Here is a 3,192-nt window from a genome sequence, read left to right on the forward strand (position 1 = left end):
CCATTTTATTTCTGGTGAGTAGTGTACTCTTGTACTCATAATAAAATAACCTCCTTTAAAATCATACATATAGTATGTTTCAAAAGAGGTTGTTTTATTTATTCCCGTGTAAAGGGTTCACTTCATAAACGATAAGGGGGTGTTTTTTTATGTAAGAAATTTTTATCGTAATAAAAAATTAAAAAATCTAATCAAAATAAGTGAATTTGTGCTACTATTTAAGTGAGCTGACCCTAAAGTATCATCTGAGGGGAAAGGTAATCATAATATAAAATTAGTCTGATTACTAAGACTTATCTTAAGTAAAAAGATGGTTATATATTAAGTTCATGATGACCTTTGCCATTGGCGAAGGTTTTTTACTTATTATATATGTCTTCTAATTTGTCAGCAAAAACATTTTTAGGAGGAAAAGTAGTATGATTTATGATCCAAAATCAAGTAAAGCAGAGGAATTTATCAATCATGAGGAGATTTTAGAAAGTTTAGAGTATGCAAACGCGAATAAAGGAAATAAGGAATTAATTGAAGGAATACTAGACAAAGCAAATAGAGCTAAAGGATTAACTCACAGAGAAGCTGCTATATTACTTGAATGTGAAGATGAAGAATTAATTGATAGAATGTTTAAAATGGCAGAAGACATAAAAAAAAGATTCTATGGTAATCGTATAGTAATGTTTGCACCTCTATACTTGTCAAATTACTGTATAAATGGATGTGTTTATTGTCCATACCATTTAAAAAATAAAACAATAGCTAGAAAGAAATTAACTCAAGAAGAAATAAAAAGAGAAGTAATTGCATTGCAAGATTTAGGACATAAAAGGCTTGCTTTAGAAACTGGAGAAGACCCAAAAAATAATCCTTTAGAATATATACTTGAATCTATAAAAACTATATACAGTATAAAGCATAAAAATGGAGCTATCCGTAGGGTGAATGTAAATATAGCAGCTACCACTGTAGAAGATTATAGAAAATTAAAAGAAGCAGGTATTGGTACATATATATTGTTCCAAGAAACATACAATAAAGAATCATACGAAAAACTTCACCCAACAGGACCAAAGCATGACTATGCTTATCATACAGAAGCACATGATAGAGCAATGGAAGGTGGTATAGATGACGTTGGCCTTGGCGTATTATATGGACTTAGCACATATAAGTATGAGTTGGTAGGAATATTAATGCATGCAGAGCATTTAGAAGCAAGGTTTGGAGTGGGACCACATACTATAAGTGTACCAAGACTTCGTCCTGCAGAAGATATAGATGTTTCTGATTTTCCAGATGCACTATCGGATGAAATATTCCAAAAAATAGTTGCTATAATTAGGTTAGCTGTTCCTTATACGGGAATGATAGTTTCAACAAGAGAATCTCAAAAAACTAGAGAAAAAGTACTACATTTAGGAGTCTCACAAATAAGCGGCGCATCATCAACAAGTGTTGGAGGATATGCAGATAGAGCAGAAGGGATTAGTGAAGAAGTTACGAGTGCACAATTTGACGTAGATGATGATAGAACTTTAGATGAAGTTGTTAACTGGTTATTAGATATGAACTATATTCCAAGTTTTTGTACTGCTTGTTACAGAGAGGGAAGAACAGGGGACAGATTTATGTCGCTATGTAAAAGTGGACAAATAGCAAATTGTTGCCAACCAAATGCACTTATGACATTAAAAGAGTACTTAGAAGATTATGCAAGTGATAATACAAAACAAGTAGGAGAAGAATTAATTTCAAAAGAAGTTAAAAAAATACCTAAAGATAAAGTAAGAAATATAGTGGAAGAAAGATTAGTTAAAATATCAAATGGAGAAAGAGACTTTAGATTCTAGTCTTGAAGATACTATAAGCTTTAATATTATAATAAAATATATAGATAATTCTATTTACGGAGAAGACAATTTATTTGTCTTCTTTTTATTATGTAAAAATTTTTAGAATAAAAGGATAATTATAATAATTTATGAATATTATTTTGTAATGGAAAATATAATTGGGGTGATAAAATTTGAAGTTAATTTGTTACAACATACATAAAGGTACAGATGAATTTAGAAGGGTAACTTTATTTCAACTTATAGATTACTTAAAATCTTTGGATTGTGATGTTATTTGTCTTCAGGAAGTTTTATATTATCAATTTAAGCTCATGAAAAAGCTGTTAAAAATGGATGGGGTATTTGGATTGCATGTAAATAATAAGAAGATGAAATTTGGAATATGTATACTAAGTAAAAATAAAATAGCTCGTAGTGAACATGTATTATTAAGTAGCAAAAAGGAGCAAAGAGGACTATTGAGTATAGATATAGGTGATGAAATTTTTATAAATACTCACTTGGGGTTAGATAATGACGAAAGGAAAACTCAAATAAGTGAAATTTTAGATTTTGCAAAAATGCAAAAGAAAAATATTGTGATTTGTGGTGATTTTAATGAGAAAAATATTAGTTTAGTTTCATATAAAGATGTGGCTCAATACTTGTGTAAGGATTTTTATCCAACTTTTAAAATATCCAGGATTGATTATGTTTTTGTAAGTAAAATAATAAATATAAAATCATATGAAGTTGATGAAGTATTTTATTCAGATCATTTTCCAATTATTGTAGAAATATAAAAACGTATTATGAAAATTTAGAAGTGAAGGAAAAGTGTTATGAAAGTTAATGAGAATTTAAAATAGGAGGAGATTAAATGAGCAGTGATGGAAATTTACTTCAAATAATATTTGATGGTATTTGGGCAACTGGAGAAATTGTAGTAAAAGCATTTAGAAAAGAAGAAGAAAAGTCCCCATTAGATATATTTTTTAACAAAGTGGGACTTTGCAATAAGGATAAAGAATATCCAAAGGTAGTAGAAACAATTTTGCAAAAAGAAGAGAACGTTTATAAAATATGGTGCCCTATAGGTCTTGGAAAAATAGATTTTGAAAAATATTCGGATGTATTAGAAGTTTATTTAGGTAAACAAGTAGAAGTAAAATCTACTAAAGGATTTATATATATTAAATAGATTTGTGGTGAAAGCTATTATAAAGGTATTAAAAAGATTTAACAGCAGTTACGAACTTCAAAAACAAACAACAGAATCTGTTTTAAAAGATTTAGATGTTGGTGATAAGAAAACAATCATAGTATATAACAAGGTTGATAAGCTAGAACTTGATAT

Annotated in this window: 3 protein-coding genes; all 3 read left to right on the top strand. The window is 28.7% G+C overall.

The window, feature by feature from the left end:
• Window positions 1-419 precede the first annotated feature (419 nt).
• Window positions 420-1,850: a [FeFe] hydrogenase H-cluster radical SAM maturase HydG gene (gene hydG, locus NSA58_RS17850; RefSeq protein ID WP_277613761.1), complete on the top strand. Its 1,431-nt coding sequence runs from the start codon at window positions 420-422 to the stop codon at window positions 1,848-1,850.
• A 176-nt stretch (window positions 1,851-2,026) separates the two neighbouring features.
• Window positions 2,027-2,638: an endonuclease/exonuclease/phosphatase family protein gene (locus NSA58_RS17855; RefSeq protein WP_074078813.1), complete on the top strand. Its 612-nt coding sequence runs from the start codon at window positions 2,027-2,029 to the stop codon at window positions 2,636-2,638.
• Between the two features lie 77 nt (window positions 2,639-2,715).
• Window positions 2,716-3,036 carry a hypothetical protein gene (locus NSA58_RS17860; RefSeq protein WP_074429896.1) on the top strand — a complete coding sequence of 107 codons (321 nt, stop codon included), beginning with the start codon at window positions 2,716-2,718 and terminating at the stop codon, window positions 3,034-3,036.
• Window positions 3,037-3,192: the final 156 nt, after the last annotated feature.

The sequence above is a fragment of the Terrisporobacter muris genome (assembly GCF_024621905.1).
Lineage (GTDB): Bacteria > Bacillota > Clostridia > Peptostreptococcales > Peptostreptococcaceae > Terrisporobacter > Terrisporobacter muris.